The organism is Actinomadura physcomitrii (genome assembly GCF_008923205.2).
Taxonomy (GTDB): domain Bacteria; phylum Actinomycetota; class Actinomycetes; order Streptosporangiales; family Streptosporangiaceae; genus Spirillospora; species Spirillospora physcomitrii.
In genome coordinates this window covers 1-21,558 of record NZ_WBMS02000057.1, presented here as the reverse complement: position 1 = coordinate 21,558, position 21,558 = coordinate 1, and the positions used below count along the sequence as shown (strand labels likewise).

Below are 21,558 nucleotides of genomic sequence, written 5' to 3'. Positions count from 1 at the left end.
ACCCGTTCAGCTTTCCAGCAGACGGCACCCGTTGTCACGCGGTTGCGCTGCGCCATCGGCGCCGGTCGGCGCGGGCCGTCGGCGCCGTAGGCGGCGGCGCACCGGCGGCTCAGGGGTCAGCGGCCGGCGGCGGGGACGCGCGCCAGCCGGGCCAGCGCGGGCCGGATCGAGCCGCGCGGCGCCGCCAGCGCCGCCACGACGATCGCGGTGGCCATCGAGACCAGCCCGCCGAGCACGATGCTGAGCCGGGGCCCGAAGTGCTCGGCCATCCAGCCGACGGTGGGCGCGCCGAGCGGGTTGGTGCCCATGAACACGAACATGTAGAGGCCCATCACGCGGCCGCGCATCTCGGGCTGGACGCCGAGCTGCATCGTCGCGTTCGCCGACGTGGTGAAGGTCATCAGCGCGATGCCGACGGGGACGAGCAGCACCAGGAACAGCCAGTAGGCGGGGGCGAGCCCGGCGGCGGTCTCGGCCACGCCGAACCCCATCGCGGCGAGGAGCAGCAGCCGCAGCCGCGGCTTGGTCGAGCGGCGGGCGGCGAGCAGCGCGCCGGTCAGCGCGCCGAGCGCCAGCATGCTGGACGCCAGGCCGAACGAGGACGCGCCGGTGTGGAAGACCTCCTTGGCGACCAGCGCGGTCGTCATCTGGAAGTTCATGCCGAAGGTCGCGACGAACCCGACCATCACCAGGACGAGGACCAGGTCGCGGCGGCCCCGGACGTACCGCAGCCCCTCGCGGAGCTGGCCCTTGGCGCGCTTGACGGTGCCGGAGTCGTGCAGCTCGCTCTCGCGCATCGCGGACAGTCCGAGCAGGACGGCGCCGAACGAGGCGGCGTTCACCAGGAAGACCGGTCCGGTGCCGATGACGGCGATCAGCACGCCGGCGACGGCGGGGCCGAGCAGCCGGGCGCCGTTGAAGGTGGCGCTGTTCAGCGCGATCGCGTTCGGCAGGTCGCGCTTGCCGACCATCTCGATCACGAACGACTGGCGGGTCGGGTTGTCGACGACGGTGGCGAGGCCGAGCCCGAACGCCAGCAGGTACACGTGCCAGACCCGGGCCTGCCCGGTGACGGTGAGGACGCCGAGGATCAGCGCGAGCGCGCCCATCGACACCTGCGTCATCATCAGGACGCGGCGCTTGGGGTAGCGGTCGGCGATCACTCCGCCCCACAGGCCGAACAGCAGGAGCGGCAGGAACTGCAGGCCGGTGGTGATGCCGAGCGCGGTGCCGTTGTTGTGGGCGAGGTCGAGGACGAGCCAGTCCTGCGCGACGCGCTGCATCCAGGTGCCGGTGTTGGAGACGACCTGGCCCGAGGCGTACAGGCGGTAGTTCCGGGTCCGGAGGGAGCGGAACATGCCGCCGGCGCGGGCGTCCTCGGCGGAGTCGGACGCGTCGTCGCCGGTGTGTCCGGGCGGTTCGACGGCGGAGTCGGTCTCCTCGGCGGCGACGACGGCCTCGGCGGCCTCGGCGGCTTCCGTGGCTTCGGTCACCTGGCCGGTGGGGGCGTCGGCAGGCGTTTGGACCGCTCCATCAAGGCGCCCGGCGCGCTCGGCGTGCGGCGGCGGCGCGGCGGCGTCCGACCGGCCCGCCGGATGGGCGGTGGGATGCGGGGACGCGTGCGGGGTACGGGCGGGGGTGCGGGGGACGGGACGGCGGCGGCGCGCGCGGGACGCCACGGGGAGGGCGGCGCCGGTACGCCCGGCCTGCCCGGGGCGCGCCCCGCGCGCCGGGGCACCGTCCGGTTCATCGAGTCCATCGTTAGCAGAAGTCATTATCAAGGCTAACGATAATCGCACGGCCGGTATTCCGGCAACCGCACTCCGGCACGGCGCCGGTACCGGCCGCCGCGCGGGGCTACGGGCCGGGGCCGGGGTCAGGAGCGGCTGAGCTTGTCGATGATCGGTGCGGCCTGGCGCAGGATCTCGCGCTCGCCGTCGGTCAGCTCGCCGAGCCGGGTGGACAGCCACGCCTCCTTGCGGCGGCGCTCGGCGCGCAGCAGCGACGAGCCCTCGTCGGTGGCCACCAGCACCACCTGGCGCCCGTCGGTCGGGTGCGGGCTGCGCACCACGAGCCCGCGGTCCTCCAGGTAGGCGATGACGCGCGTCATCGACGGCGGCTGCACCTTCTCGTGGTCGGCCAGCTCGCGGGGCGTCATGGAGCCGTGCCGCTCGATGGCGGCGAGCGCCGCGAACTGGGTGAGCGACAGCGGGGCCGGCCCGCCGTCGGGCGCCGGCGCCCGCAGGTGCCGGAGCCGGCGCGACAGCCGCGCGATCGAGATGCGCAGCTCCTCGGCCAGCCCCGGGGGCGAGGCGGTCCGGCCGCCGGTCGGTGGCGTTGTCATCGTCATCGTTCTCCCGTGCTGATGCCCATGCTGCCACGCCCGCTCCTTGACACGTTCAGCTAAGGCTATTAGCTTTTTGGCTATTCAGTGGTCGAAGAAAGGATCGGGATGCCGCGCGCGGGCCTGACGCCGGACGCGGTGGTGGACGCCGCCATCGCCGTCGTGGACGCCGGCGGACCCGGCGCCCTCACGCTCGCCGCGGTCGCCGGAAGGGCCGGGGTCGCGACCCCCTCCCTCTACAAGCATGTCCGCAACCTGGCCGAGTTGCGACAGCTGGTGACCGCGAGAATCCTCGACGAGCTCGCCGACCGTCTCGGCACCGCCGCCATGGGACGCTCCAAGGACGACGCCGTGGCGGCCATGATGCGCGCCTACCGCGGCTACGTTGTGGAGCACCCTAGCCGCTACGGGTCGCTGGAGCAGTCGGCGGAGGGCGCGGGTTCCGCCGGTGCCGCCGCCGAACGCGTCCTCGGCGTCATCTACGCGGTGCTGCGCGGCTACGGCCTGGACGGCCCGGACCTCGTCCACGCCACCCGCTGCCTGCGCTCCGCCGTGCACGGCTTCGCCGTCCTGGAGGCGGCCGGCGGCTTCGGCCTCCCCGAGGATCTGGAGGCCAGCTACGAGCGGCTCATCACCCTGTTCACCTCCGGCTTCTCGCAGCCCAGGGTGTGACGCCGCTCTCCCGCGCCCGCCGCGTAACCTGATCTCCATGACCCCTCCGCGCCGCCCGGACCCGCCGCCCATGCGGACCAACGACGTCCGCGTGGCCCTGGTCGGCACGGTGGCGTGGGCGGTGGCGCTCGCCGTGCTGCTGGTCGCCGGGACGCCGTCCGGGGACCGCTGGTGGCTGTGGGTGTGCGTCACCGGCGTCGTGACCGGCCTGTTCGGCGTCTGGTACATCCCGCGGCTCCAGGCGGGCCGCGAGCGGCTGGAGGCCTCCCGCGCCGCGCGCCGCGAGGCCGCCGTCGAGGAGGCGGCGCAGCCCGCCGCACAGGCCGAAGCCGCCGCCGGCCCGGGGGCGACGCGCCAGGACGCCGTCACGAGATCGCCGGAGCCGTCGGAGACATCGGAAACGTCCGAAGCGGACGTCTAGCGCTCCAGGTCGTCCTCGGCCAGCAGGACGGGCAGGGCGTCCGGGTCGCGCAGGACGGCTTCGGCGAGGAGCCGGGCCGCCCAGTCCCCGCAGGACCAGGCGAGCGCGCGCGCGAGGCCGCCGGTGCCGCTCGCGTGGACTTCGCCGTCCCTCGTCCACCACGCGACGTCCTGGCCGTCCACGATGAGCCGCTCGTGCGCGAGGTAGGTCTCCGGCGCGTCCGGCAGGACGGCCCGGACGGCGTCCGGCACGGGGCGCTTCTCCCCCGCGGTCTCCACGGCGCCGGGCACCTCGTCGCCGGCCAGGGGCAGGTCGAGCAGCTCGGCGAGCCGCGCGTCGCGTCCCTGCGCGGCGATGACGAGGGGCTGCCCGGCCAGCAGCGGCAGCACGTCGGGACCGTCCAGGACGAGGGCGTCGGCGGCGTCGACGACCTCGACGTCCCCGTCCACCACCGCGCGCACGCTTTCGGGCGGCTCCACCGTGACGTCGGCGTCGGCGAGGGCCGTCCACAGGCCGCCGAGCTGGACGCGGCTGACGGTGCGTCCCGGATCGCCCATCCGGTCGAGCAGTTCTTGCGCACCGCCGGGCTCGTCCAGCAGATCGGCCAGCGATGTACGGACGCCCAAGGCCAGCAGTAGCTGCTCGTCGAATCCGCTGGGCGCGAGGTCGTAGAGCCCTGCGAGCGTCTCATTGCCCCCTAGGCGGAACTCGCCGGGCCTACGGCCGTCCAGGATCGGACGCCGGCTCAGCCACCACGCCGTGTAGGACGGGACCACTGCGCGATGGCCGGTGTACAGGGCGACGTGGGCGGGCTCCACGATCGCGGCGCGCCATGGCGGCGCGGCCAGCAGCCGCAGTGCGGCGGGCCAGTCGTCGACCAGTTCCAGATCGCGGACGGCCTGGAACTCGGGCACGTGCGGTGGCAGCTCCTGCGGGCCGATCCGTTCGAGGACGTCGTCGGCCCAGCGGTCCTCGTCGTCGAGGTCCAAGGTCTCGGCCTCGTCGAGCAGGCCGGACAGGTTGACGTCCTCCGCGCGCGCGAGGGCGAAGCCGTCCAGCACGCCCGCGGCGGTGAGGGTCTCGGCGCCCCAGCGCTCCAGCGTCTCCGGCGCGACGACGCCGAACGGCGCGTCGGCGGCCATCACGGTCCGCAGCGGGCTGTCCGGCAGGAGCAGCTCGCCGGTGGGGTAGAGGTCGCCGTCGTCGCCGGGGAGCGCCAGCTCCGCCAGCCACGGCTCCTCGCCCGGGTCGATCCGGGCCGCCGCGACCAGGCCCAGCACGGCCTCGGCGACGGCGCCGGGGTCGTCGGCGTCGAAGGAGTCCTCCACCGCGGCGCGCACCGCCGGGTCGGCGAGCACGGCGCGCGGGCCCGCTTCGACCGCGCCCAGCCGCAGCAGCAGCGGATGGACGGCGCCGGGGTGCACGAACCGCAGCCCGAGCGCGTCGAGGCCGGCCGGGTCGACGCCGTCCGCGACCAGCAGCCCGCGCGGCCCGCGCACCAGCCGTCCCGCCTCGCCCGCCAGCGGGACCGGGAGCGCCCCCAGAGCGTCCCTGGAGGCCTCGGCGAGCGCCTCGTAGACCCGGTGCCACCAGCGCGGTCCGCGGTCCACAGCGGCCAGCTCGTCCACGACGTCGGCCAGTTCGACGCGGCGGACGCCCAGCGCGGCCAGCGCCGGGCTCCGCGCGGACCAGCCGGGCGGCAGGAGCCCGCCGACGACGGCCTCCTCGCCGGCGCGGCCCGCGAGAAGATCGAGGAAGGGGGCAGGGGCGTCCAGGGCCATCGCGTCCAGGCCGCGCATCCGGCGGCCGTCCGGGTCGTCCGGGACGGGCAGCAGCGCCGCTTCGGGCAGGCGTTCGCGGACGGCCCGCCGCAGCCGCGCGTCCAGCTCCCCGGCGCCGACGGGCCCGGGGACGAGGTCGAGCAGGCGCGGCTCTGCCGGACGCGCCTTCAGCAGGTCCACGTACGCCTCGGCGGCCCGTTCCACCAGGAAGTCGGTCAAGGGGCCCGGCGCGACATGCCGCCGGTCGGGGGCGAGCGGGAACGACGCTATGAGCAGCGCCGGCAGGTCGAGCCGCTCGTCGCTGGGCGTGGGGGCGTGGACGACGGCGGGCGTGCCGTCCGGCAGGCCGTCCTCGGGCAGCGCCCACCGCACCTGCCAGGACGCGCGCGACCGCTCCTCCACGGGACGGTCCTCGAGCAGTTCTCCCGGCGTCGCCCCGTGCGCCTCGACGGTCTGCCACGCCCGCCCGTCGACGACGACCAGCCCTGCCTGGCGCCGTTCGGCGGACAGCACCCGCACGCCGCCGTCGACGTCGATCTCGACCGTCTCCAGCGCGGGCAGCGCCAGCATCAGCGCCGCGTCCACCTGCTCCAGCTGCCGCCGCACCGACTCGGCCGCGCCCGGCCGCAGCGGCAGCCGGACGACCGTGTCGAACCCGTCCGGGATCTCCGGCGGCGGCTCCGCCTCGAACGGCAGCCGCAGCAGCGGCACCCGGCCCTCCCGGCGGGCCAGCTCGTCCGCGACCCCGGCGAGGCCGCCCGCCAGCTCCCGGGCCCGCTCCTGCGACCACGCCACCCCGCCCGTCCGCGACGCGATGGACGGCTCGGACGTCACCGCGACCACCGCCGCGAACCCCACGCCGAAACGCCCCACCGCGCCCGCCTCATCGCGTTTCGCCGACGCCCGCAGCGTCGACAGAGCCTCGACACCGGCGGCGTCCAGCGGGGCGCCCGTATTCGCCGCCGTCAGCACCGCGGCGGCGGAGTCCAGCGCCAGCCGCAGCCGACCAGGGGCGGCGGCGCGCAGCGCGGCGTCAGCGGCGTTCTGCGCCAGCTCGATGACGACGCGGTCCCGGTAGCCGCCGAGGGCGTGGTCCTCCTCGGTGTTGGCGTCCTCGCGGAACCGCGCCGGGGACTCCGCCCAGGCGCGCAGGACGCGCTCGCGCAGCACGCGCGTGCCGAACGGATCCGGCGCCACCGCTGTCACCACCTCGCCGCGCGGGCCGCGGCTCGTCGCGGGGACGGGCCGCGCCCCCGATCCGGTCCCGTCGCGATCAGCTGTGCCCGAGCGCCTCGTCGTCCAGCGCCCCGGCCTCCTCGCCGGCGGACACGACGACGTCGTAGCCCAGCTCGTCGATCACCGGCGGGTTGTGCTCGGACGCCGCCGGCAGGTTGACCGCCTCGGAGTGCGCGCCGCAGCCGTGGTCGGCGGACACCACCCGGCCGTCGTCCGGGGCGTACTCGTTGGCGCACACGCCGAACATCTGCCGCAGGCCGCCCGCCAGCGGCACGTAGAACCCGCAGGTGGAGCACTGCGCCGGCGCGGACGCGGCGATCGGCGCGCGGGGCCCGGCGACACCGTCGTACCAGCGCGCGGCGGCCTCGTCGCGGCCCTCCCGGGACAGCACCCGGACGCGGCCGAGGCCGAGCTCCCACTGCGCCTCGCGCTCGACGGACTCGTCGACCTGCGCGTAGCCGGGGGCGAGCCGGACGTCGTCGGGCGCGGTCGGCAGCAGGTCGCCGGGGCCGAGGTCGCCCGGCCGCAGCCGCTCAAGCCACGGCACCCACTCCGGCGCGAGCAGCGCGTCGTCGCCGGGCAGCAGCACGCACTCGCTCACCGTGACGATCTTGGCGCGGGCGGCGCGGGCCACCGTGACCGCCCACCGCCAGCCGGTATAGGCCGGGTCCAGCGCCTCGAAATAGTGCGTGACCACCCGGTCGCCCTCGGCGCGCAGGCCGAGATGCTCCCCGACCGGCGCGGGCCGGGCGGTCTCCTCGGCCGCCGTCCGGGCGAGGTCCACCGCCTCGGCGCAGGCGGGATCGACGGCGGGCGTGCGGGTCCGGCGGGCGGGCCCGGAGGTGGTGCGCGCGGCGGCGGTACGCGCGGGGCTGGACTGACGCGTTGGGCTCACATCTCGATTCTCGCGCATCCCGGGACATGACCCGACACGCGGGCCGCACCCGGCGCGAGGTGATCCGGCCCCTCGAAAGGGAACGTACTCTCAATCAGGCGGCCGGACGCGCGACCAGGCGGGCCGCGGCGGCCGGGCAACGGCACGGACCCCGCGAGGAGAGATCAGGGCGCGATGGGACTGCGACGCTCCGTGCGCGCCGGTGTGGGCGGCGCGGGCAGCACGCTGCGCGGCATGCGCTCGGCGGCGTGCGGCGCGGGCCGGCTCACCCGGCGCGTCACGCACGCGCACGGCGCCGGCCGCAGCGGCCTCGGCACCCTCATCGAGGCGTCCGCGCTGAACTCGGCCGGCGACGCGATGGTCACGGTCGCGCTCGCCGGGACGCTGTTCTTCGGCCTGGACGTCAACCAGGCGCGCGGCCAGGTCGCCCTCTACCTGCTCGTCACGATGGCGCCGTTCGCGCTGGTCGCACCGCTGATCGGCCCCGCGCTCGACCGGATGCGGCACGTCCGCCGGTACGCGGTGGCCGCCACGTTCGCGGTGCGCGGGCTGCTGTGCTGGGGCATGGCGGGCGCCGTCGCGCACAACGACCCGATCACCTTCCTGCCCGCCGCGTTCGGCGTGCTGGTGACCTCCAAGGCGTACGGGGTGCTGCGCGCCGCGGTGACCCCGCAACTGCTGCCGGAGGAGATCACGCTGGTCACGGCCAACGCGCGCGCCTCGTTCGCCGGGCTGATCGCCTCGTCGGCCGCCGCGCCGGCGGGCGCGGGCCTCGCCGTGCTGATCGGCCCCGGCTGGGTGCTGCGCATCGGGACGGCGGTGTTCCTGCTCGGCATCGTGTTCGCGATGGGGCTGCCCCGGCGCGTGGACCTCCCCGACGCGGGCGAGGCACCGCCCGCGGACTCGCAGGACCTGGGTTCCGAGCCCGCGGATTCGGGGACGGCGCCGCCCGCCCGGCACTGGCGGACGCTGCCCCGCGTCGGCCCGGTCGTCGCCGAGGCGATGCAGGCGAACGCCGTGCTGCGCGCCCTGTCCGGCTTCCTGGTGCTCTACCTGGCGTTCCTGCTCCGCGAGGAGCGGTTCGACCCGGTGTCGCACAACCTCGCGCTCGGCCTGCTCGCGGCGTTCGCGGGCGCCGGCGGCCTGATCGGCACCGCGCTCGGCGCCTGGATGAGGGCGCGGGCGCCGCGGCTGATCGTCACCGCCACCCTCGGCGCGGTCACCGCCGTGACCGCCGTCAGCGCGCTGTTCTTCGGCCTGTGGGCGGCGCTCGCGGTGGCGCTCGCGGCCGGTCTCGGCCAGGTCCTCGGCAAGCTGTCGATGGACGCGGTCGTCCAGCGGGAGATCGGCGAGGAGGTCCGCTCGTCGACGTTCGCGGTGACCGAGACGCTGCACCAGCTCGCCTGGGTCGTCGGCGGGCTGCTCGGCCTCGGCATGTCGATCGTCGCGGACGGCCGGGTCGCGATGGCGATCGTCGCGGCGGCGCTCGCGCTGTCGCTCGGCCTGCTGCTGACCCGCCGCGCGGGCGCGCACCGCCGCGTCCGCCCCGGCCCGGGCGCCCCGATCAAGGACGCCGGCACCCGGATGCGCGCACCGGGCTGACCCGCGCCCGGCCCGAGGGCCGGCGGCTAGGAGTGGATGTCGTCGGCCACCGCGCGCAGCACGGTCGCGATCTTCTTCGCCTCGGCCGGAGCCGGGTGCTTGCCGCGCCGGTAGGTGTTGGAGATCCCGTCCAGCAGCTTGATCAGGTCCTCGGTGATGACGACCATCTCGTCCGGCTTCTTGCGCCGCTGCTTGGCGATGGTCCGCTCGACCGACGGCAGGCTCTCCAGCACGCGCACCTGCAGCGCCTGCTGGCCGCGCCGTCCCTCGACCACGCCGAACTCGATGCGCTGGCCTGGCTTGAGCGTCGTGACCCCGCCCGGCAGCGCCGAGGAGTGCACGAAGACCTCACCGCCGTCGTCGCGGGTGAGGAAGCCGAACCCCTTGTCGGAGTCGTACCACTTGACCTTGCCAGTCGGCACGGGATACCTCGTTCGGTAATCGTCCTGAATCGACCCCAAGATTAATGCCTCACGGGGTGCCCGGGAACACGCCGGACCCCCGCGAAGCCCCCTGGGGCAACGGGATGAAGCTATCCCGGACACCGCCTCCGCGGCACCCCGATATCGGCCCGTTCCGGACGCCCGGTCAGGCCGCCGCGAACTCCGCGAGCCACCCCGGGAAGGCGTTCAGGTCCGGCAGGACGACGTCCGCGCCGTAGGCGGTCAAGGCGGCGGAGTCGAACGCGCCGGTCGCGACCCCGACGGCCACGGCGGACGCGGCGCGCGCCGCGTCCACGTCACCGGTGTGGTCGCCGATGTAGGCGCGCACGCCGTGCTCGCGCAGCACGGTGCCCTTGTCGGCGCCGAACAGCCCGCCGACGGCGATGTCCACGTCCAGTCCCAGGAAGCTCACGGTGCGCTCGGTGTCGCGCTGGTTCTTCCCGGACACCACGACCACCCGGCCGCCCACCGCCCGGACCGCCTCGAGCGCCGCGACCGCGCCGGGCATAAGCCCGGTCGCCGGGATCGCGACGTCCGGGTAGATCTCCCGGTACAGGGCGATCATGGCGGGTACCCGCTCGGACGGGAACCAGTAGGCCATCTCGACCTCGAGCGGCGGGCCGATCCGTTGAAGGACCAGGTCCGTGTCGATGGCCACACCGGTCCGCGCCGCTATCGCGGTGTACACGGCGGCGATGGCGGCGCGTGTGTCGGCCAGCGTGAGGTCGAGGTCGAAGCCGACGGAGAATCCGGCACCATCCGGACGGGGAATCTTCGGCGAATCAAGGTCCAGCACGCCACACAGGGTAAAGGTCCGGTATGGAGCGAGAGCCGGCACCTGAGCGCGCGCGGGACGGTCCGGGCCCCGGGACCCCGGACGCAAGTACCCGCGCTCTCCCGGTAGTGGCGATGCGACGGGATCCGAGTAGGAGAGCGCGGGAACTCTTGGCGCGGGGACCTTGGTTGCCCGGCCCGGTCTGGTCTGCCGGGTCCCGGGCGGCCGCCCGTGCCGAGGTGATACCCCCACCCCCCGGCGAAAACCGCCTGACCAGGAAAAACGTAGGGCTCGAACGAGCCACTCGAACGCCAAGGACGATCAGCCGCAGGCCGGCCCGGCGAAGGAGGGCCCAATGGCAGACGACACCGACCGCACGAGCGCCGCGCAGGAACCGGTGCGGCCGGAACCCGGCCGGACCGAACCCGCCGGGGCCGGCACGACCGCACGGCACGCCATGACCGGCACCCGCACCGACCCGGGCGACCACCGGTCCCGGCGGCCGTTCACCGCCTCCGCGGCCGCCGCCCGCAAGCGCACCGTCGACCTGATCGCCACGGTGATCTCGGTCGTGACGACGCTCGTCGTGCTGGTGCTGGCGGTGCACATCCTGTTCGTGGTGTTCGAGGCCAACACCGGCAACGACATCGTGCACTGGTTCGCCGCCCGCGCGGACGAGCTGGCCTGGCAGTTCAAGGACGTCTTCCAGCCCGACAACGCCAAGGTCGACGTCGCCGTCAACTACGGCCTCGCCGCGCTCGTCTACCTCGTCGTCGGGCGGATCATCGTGAGCGCCGTCCGCCGCGCCGCCTGACCCGGGGCCCGGCACCCAACGCCCGACGAGGAGGGCTACCGGCCCGGGAAGCGGACGACGTCGAAGGGCCACGCCGTGGTGACCCATTCGCGGACGAAGTCCTCCAGGTCCTTCTCCAGCGCGGTGTCCTCCTCGTCGGCGCGGACCCAGAACACCACGACGGCGTCGGCGCCCGGCTCGTCGGACGGGGCGACGTGGATGCGGCCGAGCTGGTGCTCCCCGTCCGGCGTGTTCACCACGTAGCTGAAGGAGCGGCGCAGCTGCCCCTGCTTCTGCAGCCACGCCACGTCGATGAGCGCCTGCTCGAAGGTGAACTCGCGGTCCGGCCAGCCCCACTCGGGGCCGAACCGGCCGGCGAGCCGGTCCAGGCTGCCGATCACCGCGCCGTAGTCCTTGACGACGTCGTGCACGGTGATCGGGCGGATCTGGAACCGGGGTCCGGCGACCAGCGTGGGCACCACGAAGTCCTCGGGGAGGAAGGCCCCGTCGGCCGCCTTCCGCGGAGACATGAACATCGTCGACCCTTCCGGGGACGCCCCTTCCGGCACAGGGGCGCGGGCATCGAACTCTAGTCGCCCCCGGGACGCGGCGAGACGTGTCACAAAGTGAACACGCTCGCCGCGGCGGACCCCGAAGGTCGACGATGCAACACGCTGCCTCGCGGAGGAATTCATCACCTTGGCCTCTCCCCTGCCGAGACAAGGGATTCGCCCCTCGTGGGGCGACTATTCTGTTTCACAGCCGTCTGCCGACCCGGATTACCGGCAAGGGACGGTGTGCCGCCCATCGGTCTTACAACAGCTCCGCAGACCTCACTTCCCGCCGACCCGGCGGTAGGCTCGGCCAGCGTGGTTCCCGCCGACCGGGCACCCGTAATTTAGCACGTACGTTCGAACCGTGCGGCGGGTCCATGGAGGTTGTTTCCAGATGACGGTTTCTACGCGCGAGCGGATCGTGGCCGAGTCGCTGCGGCTGTTCGCCGATCGGGGCTACGCGGCGACCTCGGTGGCCGAGATCGAGGCGGCGGCCGGGCTGTCGCCCGGGGCGGGCGGCCTGTACCGGCACTTCCGGTCCAAGGAGGAGGTGCTCGCCTCCGCGATCCGCGAGCACATCGAGCGGACCCGCCAGCAGATCACCACGGTCCTGGACCAGGCCGAGGTGTTCTCCGACCGCCCGCTCGAGGTGCGGCTGCGGATGACCTGCCAGGCGGGCCTGGCCAAGATGCGCGAGGAGCAGGACCTCATCCGGGTGCTGTTCCGCGACCTCGACCAGTTCCCGAACCTCGTCGCGGAGATGCGCGAGGGCATCGTCAACCCGCTGTACGACGGGATCGCGACCTGGCTGTCGCAGCAGCCGGAGTACGCGGGCGCCGACGAGGACTGGGCGGCGATCGCCTCGATCCTGGGCGGCGCCGTCGTCAACTACTGGCTGGCGAACGAGTCGATGTACGAGCCGCCGACGCGGATCGACGAGAAGCGGTTCGTGGAGAGCTGGGCGCGGCTCGGCCTCGGCCTGGTCAACCTGGAGCGCACGCCCGCGTCCTGACCCGCCGTTCCGGCCGGTCCCGTATCGTGCCGGACGGCTCGTCCGGCACGCGTTCCTCCACGTGCCGCGGCGCCGCACCGGCCGCACCGCCGCGCTCCTACGCTGGAGAGGTCCCGCCCCCGCAGCGTCCGACATGCGGAAACGCCCCGTCCGCGGGGCGCGGCGAGCCGGGACGCCCGCGACACTAAGCTGGCGAACGGCATGGAATCGTATGCGGACTGGCTGCGCGCACGAGCCGATGACGAGCTCCGCGCGCTGCTGTCCGCGCGTCCGGAACTCCTCGCGCCCGTCCCCGCCGACCTGACCGCGCTCGCCTCGCGCGCCGCCACGCCCGCCGCGGTTTCCCGCGCCCTCGACCGGCTCGACCGGTTCACGCTCGCGGTGCTGGAGGCGGTGCTCGTGCTGCCGCCGCCGGTGCTGCCCGGCGCGCCCGCCGCCGCGCTCGACGCCGCCGAGGACCTGGTCGCGGACGCCGTCGGGCGGCTGCTGCGGTTCGGCCTGGTCTGGGACGGCGGCGACGGTGCGCTGAACGCGGCGCCGGGCGTCCGGCAGGGCCTGCCGCATCCGGCGGGGCTGGGCCCGCCCGTCCTGGAGGTGTTCGCCGGCTACCCCGTCGAGCGGCTCACCGCGCTGGTCACCGACCTGGAGGGCGAGGCGCCGCGCGGGTTCGCCGACGCGGCGCGGCTGCTGCGCCGGCTCGCCGAGCTGCTCGCCGACCCGGCGCCGCTGATCGAGGCGGCCGGGCCGGAGGCGCGGTCCGCGCTGGACGCGCTCGCCTGGGGTCCGCCGGTCGGCCGGGTCGCCGACGCGCGCCGTCCCGTGCGGGTCGACACCGCCGCGACCCCGATCGAGCGGCTCCTCGCGCGCGGGCTCCTCGCCGCCGAGGACGACCGGACGGTCACGCTGCCCCGGGAGGTCGCGCTCCACCTGCGCGGCGGCCGCCTGTTCCAGGACCTTCCGGCGGAGCCGCCGCCGCTCGGGCGGGAGCCGTCCGGCGGCCCCCGCGGCGAGGACATGGCGGTCCGCGCCGCCGCCGGCGAGGCGTTCAACGCGGTCCGGCTGGTCGAGGAGCTGCTGGAGCGGTGGGGGCTGGAGCCGCCGCCGGTGCTGCGCAGCGGCGGCCTCGCCGTCCGCGACCTGCGCAACGCCGCGACGCTGCTGGACGTCCCGGAGTGGAAGGCGGCGCTGCTGGTCGAGGTCGCGTACGCGGCGGGCCTGCTGACCCGCAGCGGCGACCTGGACGGCGAGTGGCTGCCGACCCCCGCCTACGACCTGTGGCTGATGCGCGACACCGCGGGCCGCTGGACGGAGCTGGCGCGCGGCTGGCTGCGGTCGGACCGGGCCGCCGGGCTCGCCGGGGAGCGCGACGACCGGGACCGGCTGATCAACGCGCTGAGCGAGGCGATGGTGCGCGGCAGCGCCCCCGCCACCCGCCGCGCCGCGCTGGAGATCCTCGCCGGCGCCGAGCGCGGCACCGCGGTGGACGCGGACGCGCTGCGGGCCCGGCTGGCGTGGCTGCGGCCGCGCCGCGGCGGCCCGGCCCGCGACCGGCTGGTCGGCTGGACGCTGCGGGAGGCGGCGGCGCTCGGCCTCACCGGGTTCGGCGAGCTCGCGCCGTTCGCCCGCGACCTGCTCGCCGGCGACGACCCCGAGCCCGGCCTGGAGAAGTACCTGCCCGAGCCGGTCGACCGGATCCTCATCCAGGCGGACCTGACCGCCGTCGCGCCGGGCCCGCTGGTGACCGAGCTGAGCCGGGAGCTGGCGCTCGCCGCCGACGTCGAGTCGACCGGTGGCGCGACCGTGTACCGGTTCACGCCCGAGTCGATCCGCCGCGCGCTGGACGCCGGGCGCACCGCCGACGACGTCACCGGCCTGCTGGCGCGCCACTCGGCGACGCCGCTGCCGCAGCCGCTCACCTACCTCATCGACGACGTCGCGCGCCGGCACGGGCACCTGCGCGTCGGGTCCCTGTCCTCCTACGTCCGGACGGACTCGGCCGGCACGCTCGACGAGATCCTCGCCGACCGGCGCTCGGCCGCGCTGCGGCTGCACCGGCTCGCGCCGACCGTGCTGGCGTCCAGCCTGCACCGCGGCGAGCTGCTCGACGGGCTGCGCGCGATGGGCCTCGCGCCGGTCGCCGAGTCGCCCGGCGGCGGCGTGATCGTGACGCGGCCGGACGCGCAGCGCGCCGAGCCGCCGCCGACCGCCGAGATCGTCCGGCTGCGCCCGGACGAGGCCGCGGACGCCTCGATGATCTCCGCGGCGGTGCGCGCGCTGCGGGCCGGCGACGAGGCGTCCCGGCACGGCGCCGAGCAGGCGCGGCTGCGCGCGGGCGCGCCGTCCGGCGAGCCGCCCCGGTCCCCGGCGATGGCGACGATCGAGCGGCTGCGCGGCGCCGTCGACCGCGGCGGCCGGGTCTGGATCGGCTACCTCGACCAGCAGGGCCAGGCGTCCAGCCGGATCGTCGAGCCGGTCCGGGTCGAGGGCGGCTTCCTGACCGGCTACGACGCGACGCGTGCCGCCGTGCACCGGTTCGCGCTGCACCGCATCACCGGCGTCGCCGAGCTGGACGACGAGTCCTAGCCCCGTCCGCGCCCCGACGGTGCACCGACCCGTCCGGGTCCGGCCGGGACGAACCGGCGGCCGGAGGGAACCGGCGGCACGCCCGATCTGTCCAACCATGTGGGCTATCTGACCGGTACCGTGCCCTCAAGCGCGAGGAGGCGACCGTGAGCGGATACGGAGGGGTGCCGCCCGGCTGGCACGACCCGTACGGCGGCTACGGCAACGGCGGGACGCCGGGCTGGGACGACGCCGGCGTCTACGGCCCGCAGGCGCACCCGTACGGGCCGCCCGGCGTCCCCTACGCGCCGGCGAACAACGGCTCCGCCATCGCGGCGCTGGTGTGCAACTGCGTCCTGGCGCTGCTGTGCTGCAACATCATCGCGATCCCCGGCATCGTGACGGGCGCGCTCGCCGTCGGCCGCGTGCGGACCGACCCCGCCTCCGCCCGGCGGCTGACGATCTGGAGCTGGTCGCTGTTCGCGGCGTCGGTGGTGATCTCCATCATCCTCGCGGTCGTCTACATCGCCCTCGCCGTCACCCACGACTCGGACTACAGCTCGACCAGCGGCGTCTGAGCCGGGGCCGCCGCGCCGCGCCGGCGGCGCAGCGCGAGCGCGACGAGCATCCCGGCGGCCATGCCGGCCGCGGCGAGCAGCACGGCGGTACGGCTCCCGCCCGCGATCGCGGCCCGCAGCGGGTCGCCGGCGCGCCCGCCCGTTCCGGCGTTCGCGACCGCGGTCAGCACGGCGAGGCCGATCGCGTTGCCGAGCTTCAGCGCGGTGGACGCCATCCCGTTCGCGACGCCCTGCCGCTCCGGCGCGACGCCGGTGGACGCGGTGATCCACATCGCCGTCCACACGAGCCCCTGCCCGACCCCCGACACGACCAGTCCCGGGACGGTCGTGAGGAACGCGGCGTCGATGTCGAACCCGGGGGCGAGCAGCGCGGTTCCGGCGACCCCGGCGGCGACCCCGGCGGCGAACCCGGTGACGAGCGTCCGCCGCGTCCCGAACCGCCCCGCCATCCGCTCGCCGAGCTGGGTGCCGGTGGCGATCGCCACGGCCGGGACGAGGAACGCCAGGCCCGTCTCCAGCGCCGAGAACCCGTGCACGTTCTGGAACAGGACCGCGCGGCGCCGCCGTCCTCACCAGGCGGCACCGGCGACCGCGAACGGGCCGCCGGCGGCCGACGCAATATCCGGGGCGGATCGGGCGTTGAACCCTGCCGTCCCGTCCGGAACGCGCGACGCGCCGGCACGCCTCGGGTAGCGTGCACGGCGTCCGGACGAGCCATCGCGATCATCGACGGGGGCTTCTGCATTGACCGACGGTCCGCTCATCGTCCAATCCGACAAGACCCTGCTGCTGGAGGTCGACCACGAGCTGGCCGACGCCTGCCGCAAGGACATCGCCCCGTTCGCCGAGCTCGAACGGGCGCCCGAGCACGTCCACACCTACCGGGTCACGCCGCTCGCGCTGTGGAACGCCCGCGCCGCCGGGCACGACGCCGAGCAGGTCGTCGACACCCTGATCACGTACTCCCGCTACCCCGTCCCGCACGCGCTGCTGGTGGACGTCGCCGACACGATGGCGCGGTACGGGCGGCTGCGGCTGGAGAAGCACCCCGCGCACGGGCTCGTCCTGTCCTCCTCGGACCGCTCGGTCCTGGAGGAGGTGCTCCGCGCCAAGAAGATCAAGGGCATGATCGGCGACCGGGTCGCCGACGACACCGTCATCGTCCATCCGAGCGAGCGCGGCTCACTGAAGCAGGCGCTGCTCAAGCTCGGCTGGCCCGCCGAGGACCTCGCCGGCTACGTGGACGGCGAGGCGCACGCCATCTCCCTCGTCGAGGACGGCTGGGAGCTGCGCTCCTACCAGCGCGACGCCGCCGACGCGTTCTGGCACGGCGGGTCCGGCGTCGTCGTCCTGCCGTGCGGCGCCGGGAAGACGATCGTCGGCGCCGCCGCGATGGCCCGTGCCGAGGCGACCACGCTGATCCTCGTCACCAACACCGTCTCGGCGCACCAGTGGAAGCAGGAGCTGATCCGGCGCACCTCGCTCACCGAGGACGAGATCGGCGAGTACACCGGTACGAAGAAGGAGATCCGGCCGGTCACCATCGCCACCTACCAGATCATGACGACGCGCCGGAAGGGCGTGTACACCCACCTGGAGCTGTTCGACGCCCGCGACTGGGGACTGGTCGTCTACGACGAGGTCCACCTGCTGCCCGCGCCGATCTTCCGGATGACCGCCGACCTGCAGGCCCGCCGCCGCCTCGGCCTCACCGCGACGCTCGTCCGCGAGGACGACCGCGAGGGCGACGTGTTCTCCCTCATCGGCCCGAAGCGCTACGACGCGCCGTGGAAGGACATGGAGACGCAGGGCTGGATCGCGCCCGCCGACTGCGTCGAGGTCCGCGTCACCCTCACCGACTCCGAGCGGCTCGCGTACGCCACCGCCGAGCCCGACGAGCGGTACCGCTTCTGCGCCACCACCGACACCAAGACCAAACTCATCCAGGCGCTCGTCGACCGGCACCGCGGCGAGCAGACCCTCGTCATCGGCCAGTACATCGACCAGCTCGACGAGCTCGGCGCCCTGCTGGACGCGCCGGTCATCAAGGGCGAGACGCGGGTCCGCGAACGCGAGCGGCTGTTCGACGCGTTCCGGTCCGGCGAGCTGACCGTGCTGGTCGTGTCGAAGGTCGCGAACTTCTCCATCGACCTGCCGGAGGCGTCCGTCGCCGTCCAGGTTTCCGGCGCGTACGGGTCGCGACAGGAGGAGGCGCAGCGCCTCGGCCGGCTCCTGCGGCCCAAGGCGTCCGGGCAGGGCGCCCGCTTCTACGCCGTCGTCGCCCGCGACACCCTCGACCAGGACTACGCCGCGCACCGGCAGCGGTTCCTCGCCGAGCAGGGCTACGCGTACCGGATCGTCGACGCCGACGCGATCCTCGCCGGCGAGGAGATCTGACCGCCGCCGGCCGCTGAACGGCCGAGGGGCCCGGCGTCGCGCACGCCGGGCCCCTCGGTGTTTCTGGGTGTTGTCGATGTCGCGTCAGCGGATGTAGGTAATCCCGTCGATGCAGACGATCGGCCGCCCCGACGTCCCCGCGACGACGACCTTGATCGTGTGCTTCCCGCTGGTCTTCCACGCCCGCGTCCAGACGAGCTGCCGGTACGCGAGCTTGGACGCGCGGGTGTCGAGCGTGCCGGCCTTCACGCCGTCCACGTAGACGACGACCGCGCCGACGTTCGACTGCCGCTTGACGACCAGGCCCGCGCTGCGCCCGGTGAACGTCCAGCTCGCGCTCGCGCCCTTGGTGCCGCTGTAGAGCCCGTACCCGCCGAGGTAGGAGCTGTTCGTCGTCCGCTTCCAGGGCCCGGTGCGCTGCGACTGGCCCTCCGGCATGAGCGCGACGCTCTGCGACGTGCCGGACGTCGCGGTGTTCCCGGCGGCGTCGGCGGCGGTCAGCGACCACGACTGCGCCGCGCCCGGCGTCGCCGTCGCCGCCCAGCTCGTCGTGGCCGGGGCGAACGTCTTGGCGGCCGGCGACGTCGCCTTGACCGAGCCGAGCAGCGCGTTGTCGGTGGCCTTCCAGCCGAGCGTGACGGGAACGGCGGTCGTGGTGACCGTCGCGGGCCGCAGCGACAGCGCCGGCGGCGTCGCGAAGACGGGCTTGGTGACGTCCGCGACGACCGTGGACGCCGGCGAGTCGGCGGTGCCACCGCCGCTGTACTTGGCGTGCACCATGACGCTGTGCGTGCCCGGCTTCAGCGTCAGCGCCGCGGACGACGCACCGGCCGCCGGCGTCGCCGCGACCGCCCCGTCGACGCGGACCTCGTACGTCGCCGACGCGACCGGCTTCCACCCGACCGTCACCGTGCTCTTGGTGTAGTAGCGGCCGCCCACGTTCGCCGCGCCCGACAGCGTGACGGCGACCGCGGGGGTGGTGAGCTTCTTCGCGGCGGTCCGGATGGCGCCGAGCATGGCGTACAGCTGCGCGCCCGGGCACGCCGTGGCGAACCCGTCACGGTGCCCGGAGATCGTGTAGAACGACACCTTCTTGCCGTACGGGTACTTCCCGCCCGTCCCGTCCGGCGCCATCGACGTCAGCGTCGTCTTGCCCGCCGGGTCGACGCCCGTCAGGCCGAGCTTCCACGCCGCCACCTTCGCCACGCCGTTCAGCGCCGCCTGCGTCGGCGCGACGCCCGCCGGCGTCTCGTTCGCCTTCGTGTAGGTGCCGAGGACGGCGATCCCGGTCGTGTCGGTGTTGAACCCGTAGGTGTGCGCGCCGTGCACCGGACGGTCGGCGCCTCCCCCGCGGCCCTCGTACACGGTGCCGCACTTGTCCACGAGGAAGTTGTAGCCGATGTCGTTCCAGCCCTCGCTCTTCACGTGGTACAGGAAGATCGACCGCACCACGGACTTCGCCTGCGCGCACGTGTAGGAGTTGCCGGTGTCGGAGTGGTGGACGAACACCGCCTTCACCGACGCGTCGTACTCCGGCGGCTCCTTCACCAGCGACTCGTCGGCGCCCCACGCCGCCCGCGACACCATCGCCGGCTTCGGCGCGATCACCGCTTTCGCGCCCAACCGCTGCGACGACGGCGCCGTGCCGCCGGCCGGCGAAGACGTCGGCGCCAGCGACTCCGAAGGCGACGGTTCCGCACTGCTGGAGGCTGACGGTTCCGCAGCCGGGCTCGACGAGTCGGCCGGGGCCGGCGAGTCGATCGGTTCGGCGGCCGCGGCCAGCCGGGCGTCGGTGCCGCCCCCGCCCGCGGCCCGGGGCCGGGACGTCCCGCCCCCGCCCGCCGGGTCTCCGGAGTCTCCCGGATCTCCGGGATCGACGAGGTCGACGCGCAGCCCGGTCGGGAGCGTCCGGCCATGCCCGGTCACCCGCACCTCGACGCCGTTGGAAGGCCCGACCCACAGCCCGCTCGTCCCGCCCCGGCTTCCCCTCGCGGCGCCCTCGCGGGCGTCGGGGGCGTCCTCGGTCTCCGGCTCGACCTCGCGCCAGCCCGACCACTGTCCGGACGCGGCGTCCCGGGTCCGGACCCGGACCGTCCCGTGCAGCTCGGACCGCGGCTTGTCCCACGTCACACCGAGGAGGCTGAACGGCTCGGTGGACGCGGCGGGGAGCCCCGCCACCTTCTGCGCCGCGGTGCCGGCCGTCATGCTCCGCAGCGCGTACTGATGCACGCGCCCCGGGCCGGGCTTGCCGCTCGCGGACGTCGTCGCGTCCGATCCACTGGAGACCAGGTACGTCACCGTTCCCGCGACCACCACCGTGGCAACGGACGCACCAAATAAAGTACGCCTGAGCATGTCTCTCCGATCACGACCCGGGCCGCACCATCACCGGCCGGCATCCCCGCACCACCAGCACCTCGGGCCCCGCAATTGTCACGCAATTGCCAGCGAGAAACAATGCGGTGGCTCAACGTCCCGGCACGGGCTGCTGCCGCCCCGCATCGGCCGGACGTCCGACGGCGATGATGAACGCCACGACGCTTACACCGATGACCACCAGGGTCATCAGGAGCGCGAGGAACCAGCCGACGTCCAACGACGTCTGAAGCTTCTTCTCGAGGACAACTCTCAGCGCGGGAGGAATCCCGTGGACCTGACCGTCGACGACTGCGGACCTGGCGGAATCCAGGCGCGCGAGCACCAGCCCCAAGGACACCAAGCCGGGCAGCCCGGGAATCGCCGCCGCACCGACGAGCCGGCCGTTCCGGAGAACGGCACCGAGCACGCCGAGGGCGGCCGCCGCGAAGGCGCACAGCAGCGTCAGGTAACCCCAGCCGACATTGCCCTCGAACCCGTTGAACGACCTCTCGACGTGCTGGGTGGCGCTCGGCGAAAGCCACTGCCCGTCCACAGACACCCGCACCCACGGCAGGACCGTGGAGACCACCAGCAGAAGCGCCGCTCCCGCGACCACGACACCGAACCAGTTCAGCCCCCGCCCGGAAGGCGCCTGAGAGCCCACCGGCCCACCGGCCTGCTGGTAGAAGGTTCCCTGGTATCCCGGTGGTGGATATCCGAGACCTGGCGGGCTTCCGAGATGCACTCCTGGCGGCGGACCTTGAGGCGCTTCAGGCGGGCCAACGGCTGCCCGTGATGACCCGCCGTCGGATACGGTCCTGGCTGCGGAGGCGGGCCTCCCCACTGCGGTTGGGCTGGCTCTTGCGGCTGGCTCATGTCGGCAAGCGTCCTCACTGGACATAGGCGGACGTCGAGAAGAGACCGAGATTCACCGTACTCTAACGAACAACTTCGTTCATCTAGCGTCCGCGCACCGCCGTTGCTCGGCTCCGGCCGCAAAGGGAAAAAGCCCCGCCTTTCGGCGGGGCCTTCCCAATATGTGTCCGGCGGTGTCCTACTCTCCCACACAGTCTCCCATGCAGTACCATCGGCGCTGAAGGGCTTAACTTCCGGGTTCGGAATGGGACCGGGTGTT

At 74.4% G+C, this 21,558-nt stretch carries 18 protein-coding genes and 1 rRNA gene; 8 read left to right on the top strand and 11 right to left on the bottom strand.

The window, feature by feature from the left end; all coding sequences use genetic code 11:
- Positions 1-116: 116 nt before the first annotated feature.
- Together F8568_RS41815 and F8568_RS41810 are read right to left on the bottom strand one after the other, a co-directional pair.
- Positions 117-1,358 (bottom strand): MFS transporter, encoded by a 1,242-nt coding sequence (locus tag F8568_RS41815; protein ID WP_151599678.1) that lies wholly within the window; start codon positions 1,356-1,358, stop codon positions 117-119.
- A 518-nt stretch (positions 1,359-1,876) separates the two neighbouring features.
- Positions 1,877-2,344 carry a MarR family winged helix-turn-helix transcriptional regulator gene (locus F8568_RS41810; RefSeq protein ID WP_151599613.1) on the bottom strand — a complete coding sequence of 156 codons (468 nt, stop codon included), beginning with the start codon at positions 2,342-2,344 and terminating at the stop codon, positions 1,877-1,879.
- A gap of 108 nt (positions 2,345-2,452) precedes the next feature.
- Between F8568_RS41810 and F8568_RS41805 the strand changes: the two genes are divergently transcribed.
- Together F8568_RS41805 and F8568_RS41800 are read left to right on the top strand one after the other, a co-directional pair.
- On the top strand, positions 2,453-3,016 hold the full coding sequence (locus F8568_RS41805; RefSeq protein WP_151599612.1) for a TetR-like C-terminal domain-containing protein: 564 nt from the start codon (positions 2,453-2,455) through the stop codon (positions 3,014-3,016).
- Positions 3,017-3,053: 37 nt separating this feature from the next.
- Entirely contained in the window at positions 3,054-3,437 is a 384-nt protein-coding gene (locus tag F8568_RS41800; RefSeq protein ID WP_151599610.1) for a DUF2530 domain-containing protein, read from the top strand.
- Here the strand turns inward: F8568_RS41800 and F8568_RS41795 are convergent.
- Positions 3,434-6,424, bottom strand: a complete 2,991-nt coding sequence (locus F8568_RS41795) for a sacsin N-terminal ATP-binding-like domain-containing protein (protein ID WP_407924514.1) — start codon at positions 6,422-6,424, stop codon at positions 3,434-3,436. The two genes, F8568_RS41800 and F8568_RS41795, sit on opposite strands and share 4 nt — an antisense overlap.
- Positions 6,425-6,491: 67 nt before the next feature.
- Positions 6,492-7,238, bottom strand: a complete 747-nt coding sequence (locus F8568_RS41790; RefSeq protein WP_328601280.1) for a DUF3027 domain-containing protein — start codon at positions 7,236-7,238, stop codon at positions 6,492-6,494.
- Between the two features lie 285 nt (positions 7,239-7,523).
- On the opposite strand from F8568_RS41790, the gene F8568_RS41785 reads away from it, so the two are divergent.
- A complete protein-coding gene (locus tag F8568_RS41785; protein ID WP_236010011.1) occupies positions 7,524-8,951 on the top strand; it encodes an MFS transporter in 1,428 nt (475 codons plus the stop codon).
- Between the two features lie 26 nt (positions 8,952-8,977).
- Here F8568_RS41785 and F8568_RS41780 read toward each other — a convergent pair whose 3' ends face one another.
- Positions 8,978-9,373: a cold-shock protein gene (locus tag F8568_RS41780; protein WP_151599603.1), complete on the bottom strand. Its 396-nt coding sequence runs from the start codon at positions 9,371-9,373 to the stop codon at positions 8,978-8,980.
- Between the two features lie 166 nt (positions 9,374-9,539).
- Positions 9,540-10,190 carry an HAD family hydrolase gene (locus tag F8568_RS41775; RefSeq protein WP_328601276.1) on the bottom strand — a complete coding sequence of 217 codons (651 nt, stop codon included), beginning with the start codon at positions 10,188-10,190 and terminating at the stop codon, positions 9,540-9,542.
- A gap of 334 nt (positions 10,191-10,524) precedes the next feature.
- On the opposite strand from F8568_RS41775, the gene F8568_RS47315 reads away from it, so the two are divergent.
- On the top strand, positions 10,525-10,983 hold the full coding sequence (locus F8568_RS47315; protein ID WP_202125977.1) for a hypothetical protein: 459 nt from the start codon (positions 10,525-10,527) through the stop codon (positions 10,981-10,983).
- Between the two features lie 35 nt (positions 10,984-11,018).
- Here the strand turns inward: F8568_RS47315 and F8568_RS41765 are convergent, their stop codons facing one another.
- Positions 11,019-11,498: a GNAT family N-acetyltransferase gene (locus F8568_RS41765; RefSeq protein WP_236010010.1), complete on the bottom strand. Its 480-nt coding sequence runs from the start codon at positions 11,496-11,498 to the stop codon at positions 11,019-11,021.
- Positions 11,499-11,910: 412 nt separating this feature from the next.
- Here F8568_RS41765 and F8568_RS41760 point away from each other — a divergent pair, with 412 nt between their 5' ends.
- The 3 genes from F8568_RS41760 to F8568_RS41750 all read left to right on the top strand — a co-directional run bounded on the left by F8568_RS41760 (position 11,911) and on the right by F8568_RS41750 (position 15,668).
- A complete protein-coding gene (locus tag F8568_RS41760; protein ID WP_202125976.1) occupies positions 11,911-12,528 on the top strand; it encodes a TetR/AcrR family transcriptional regulator in 618 nt (205 codons plus the stop codon).
- A 201-nt stretch (positions 12,529-12,729) separates the two neighbouring features.
- Positions 12,730-15,111, top strand: a complete 2,382-nt coding sequence (locus F8568_RS41755; RefSeq protein ID WP_151599601.1) for a helicase-associated domain-containing protein — start codon at positions 12,730-12,732, stop codon at positions 15,109-15,111.
- 146 nt (positions 15,112-15,257) lie between these two features.
- A complete protein-coding gene (locus F8568_RS41750; RefSeq protein ID WP_151599599.1) occupies positions 15,258-15,668 on the top strand; it encodes a DUF4190 domain-containing protein in 411 nt (136 codons plus the stop codon).
- Here F8568_RS41750 and F8568_RS41745 read toward each other — a convergent pair.
- A complete protein-coding gene (locus tag F8568_RS41745; protein ID WP_202125975.1) occupies positions 15,644-16,204 on the bottom strand; it encodes an MFS transporter in 561 nt (186 codons plus the stop codon). The two genes, F8568_RS41750 and F8568_RS41745, sit on opposite strands and share 25 nt — an antisense overlap.
- A 208-nt stretch (positions 16,205-16,412) precedes the next feature.
- On the opposite strand from F8568_RS41745, the gene F8568_RS41740 reads away from it, so the two are divergent.
- Complete coding sequence (locus tag F8568_RS41740; protein WP_151599595.1) at positions 16,413-18,065, top strand: DNA repair helicase XPB; 1,653 nt, start codon at positions 16,413-16,415, stop codon at positions 18,063-18,065.
- Positions 18,066-18,149: 84 nt separating this feature from the next.
- Here the strand turns inward: F8568_RS41740 and F8568_RS41735 are convergent, their stop codons facing one another.
- The 3 genes from F8568_RS41735 to rrf form a co-directional block, all read right to left on the bottom strand.
- The gene (locus F8568_RS41735) at positions 18,150-20,381 is read right to left on the bottom strand and encodes an N-acetylmuramoyl-L-alanine amidase (RefSeq protein ID WP_160573957.1); all 2,232 of its coding nucleotides are present in this window, start codon (positions 20,379-20,381) and stop codon (positions 18,150-18,152) included.
- Between the two features lie 151 nt (positions 20,382-20,532).
- On the bottom strand, positions 20,533-21,087 hold the full coding sequence (locus tag F8568_RS41730) for a hypothetical protein (protein ID WP_151599591.1): 555 nt from the start codon (positions 21,085-21,087) through the stop codon (positions 20,533-20,535).
- Between the two features lie 377 nt (positions 21,088-21,464).
- A 5S ribosomal RNA gene (gene rrf / locus F8568_RS41725) occupies positions 21,465-21,558 on the bottom strand; the annotation flags it as partial.

Excerpts from the sequence above, each read along its gene's own strand:
- F8568_RS41760 (WP_202125976.1), top strand. The coding sequence starts at position 11,911 with ATGACGGTTTCTACGCGCGAGCGGATCGTGGCCGAGTCGCTGCGGCTG.
- F8568_RS41805 (WP_151599612.1), top strand. The coding sequence starts at position 2,453 with ATGCCGCGCGCGGGCCTGACGCCGGACGCGGTGGTGGACGCCGCCATC.
- F8568_RS41765 (WP_236010010.1), bottom strand. The coding sequence starts at position 11,498 with ATGTTCATGTCTCCGCGGAAGGCGGCCGACGGGGCCTTCCTCCCCGAG.
- F8568_RS47315 (WP_202125977.1), top strand. The coding sequence starts at position 10,525 with ATGGCAGACGACACCGACCGCACGAGCGCCGCGCAGGAACCGGTGCGG.
- F8568_RS41810 (WP_151599613.1), bottom strand. The coding sequence starts at position 2,344 with ATGACAACGCCACCGACCGGCGGCCGGACCGCCTCGCCCCCGGGGCTG.
- F8568_RS41815 (WP_151599678.1), bottom strand. The coding sequence starts at position 1,358 with ATGTTCCGCTCCCTCCGGACCCGGAACTACCGCCTGTACGCCTCGGGC.
- F8568_RS41785 (WP_236010011.1), top strand. The coding sequence starts at position 7,524 with ATGGGACTGCGACGCTCCGTGCGCGCCGGTGTGGGCGGCGCGGGCAGC.
- F8568_RS41755 (WP_151599601.1), top strand. The coding sequence starts at position 12,730 with ATGGAATCGTATGCGGACTGGCTGCGCGCACGAGCCGATGACGAGCTC.
- F8568_RS41800 (WP_151599610.1), top strand. The coding sequence starts at position 3,054 with ATGACCCCTCCGCGCCGCCCGGACCCGCCGCCCATGCGGACCAACGAC.